This window comes from Terriglobus sp. YAF25 (assembly GCF_052113305.1).
Lineage (GTDB): Bacteria > Acidobacteriota > Terriglobia > Terriglobales > Acidobacteriaceae > Terriglobus.
Genome location: NZ_JBFRCY010000785.1, coordinates 1 through 2,038 on the forward strand (window position 1 = coordinate 1; position 2,038 = coordinate 2,038).

At 56.3% G+C, this 2,038-nt stretch carries 1 protein-coding gene; it reads right to left on the bottom strand.

Annotation, left to right across the window (positions count from 1 at the left end; translation table 11 throughout):
* On the bottom strand, positions 1-2,038 hold a 2,038-nt coding region (locus tag AB4043_RS23675), incomplete at both ends, for an SLBB domain-containing protein (RefSeq protein WP_442308275.1).

Below are 2,038 nucleotides of genomic sequence, written 5' to 3' on the forward strand. Positions count from 1 at the left end.
TGTCGGAGTGTTGGATTTCGGCGGTAAGGCGTTCGATGTAATCATCCAGCCGCTGTTGCTGGGCAACGCGGGCCGACTCACGTGTAAACTCCGCTCCGAACGGATACGCATTGGCGGTGAGGCCGCCCGCTTTCTTTATGACGTCAGTCCAGCTTTCGTTATTTCCCACTCCGTAGACGCCGGCCATGGTGACCTCGCCTTCTACGCGGACGAACTTCGTCTGCTGTTCTCTCGGAACAGTAACGTCTGCCTGGGAGAAAATCGTGACGACATCTTCGGGTTGAAGTTCCTTGTCCTCGCTCATGTCATGATCCAGGACAAGCTTTCCTAGATTGAAAGGGACGAGGGTGCTTTTAAGGGTAACTGGGTCTTTACGCTCGATGACAGCGTAACTCCAATCGATATCCGGGGCCGGAATAGTGATCTTTACCGCTTTGGCGGCTCCCTTACTGACCTGGTCGCGTCCTGAGATGGAGCCTTGGCTGGGATTGGGATATTGATTGGGATATTGATTGGGATATTGATCTCTGCTTCCAGCAGTTCCAGTGGCGCCGTTTTGGTTCAGATAGAGATTGGAATTTGCTTCGGAAGCGCCGTTGGGGGAGTACTGATTGGGGTACTGCTGCCCAACGGTCTGATCAGAGGTCGTGCCTGTCGTGGCCGTCCCATTGGGATACTGCTGCGAGGCAGCGTCGCGCGAGGTTATGCCCGTATCTCCAAGAGCGTTGCGGCGTGTTGTTGCCAGAGGCTGAAAGTCGGGTTCGACCGCCAGGCGATTGTGCGTGTACCAGTAGCCTTTGGTAAGCAGAGCGTTCTTCTCGGGGAGAATGTCGCTGAGTTTCAGGCCTGCATGCCACGCAAATCGGAGCGGTTGCACAACATTTCCGCGAAGGGTAATTGCATTTGAAAAGGACGGAGGAAGTTCGGGGACGAAGACGATATCGCCATTGCGTATAGGGGTCTCTGTCAGGGCCGTCGACGGGATACGAAGGATGGTTCTGTTGTCGCCCGGAACGATGCGTTCAATTGTGAGAGGGGATTCGGCGGCGGTATTCAATCTGCCGCCTGCCAGACTCAGCGCAGCCTCTACGGACTCGCCTCCCAGCAATTCGTAGACCGCGGTATCTTTGACGCTTCCGCCAATTGCGATCTGCTCGCCGACAGGAGGAATGAAAATGACGTCCCCGGGCATCAAACGGACATCTTTGGTTTTATCGCCGAACCGCAGAAAACGATACAGATCGAGTTCCGTCACTGTTTCGCCGCCGCGACGAAGCTGGATCCGGCGGAATGAACCCGTATTGGCAGGGCCCCCGGAGGAGAAGAGTGCACTGATGAGGGTGCTGAAGGAACTTACGGTATAGCTGCCTGGTTGCCGTGCCGCTCCCGTGACGAAGACCTGGATCGAACGCAGACGACCCAACTCGACGGAGAGGTTGTAGTTGCGATAAATGCGGTCAATAGCGCCACGAAATGTGTTTTCCAGATTGCTGAATGGAATGCCGGCAACCGTAATTTTTCCAACTTGGGGAAGATAAATCGCTCCGGCACGATCGACGGAGACTCTCTGATTCATAGAGACGGATCCCCACATCCGCACCAGCACTTCATCTCCAGGAGCAAGCTGGTAATCGTCGGGTACCTGCATTGCGGTATTGGGTGGGTAATCGTTCGGATCACGGAAAAAGCGGCGTCCGAAGATCGAAGGCAATGTACGAAATGTGTTTGCGGCGGCGAGTTGCAGCGGCAGTGGAGGCACCGACGGCTGTGTAAGCAGGCGTTCCCGGCGGGCGGCACTCTCCTGATCCGGGCGAAGAGGGTTGCTGTCCCGTTGCTGCTGTTGTTGTTGCAAACTCTGATCGTCGAGCGAGGGATACGCATTCCCGCTCTGGGGACGTTGCACCTGCGGAGTGGGGGCAAGACCCGTCTGCTGCTGCTGCTGCTGCGCGGCGGGATCGGGATATTGTGTCGCATTGTTCGTGCCCGCGCCATACTGAATGTCATACTGCTGCAGGATCGTCGTCGGGTTAACCGAAGG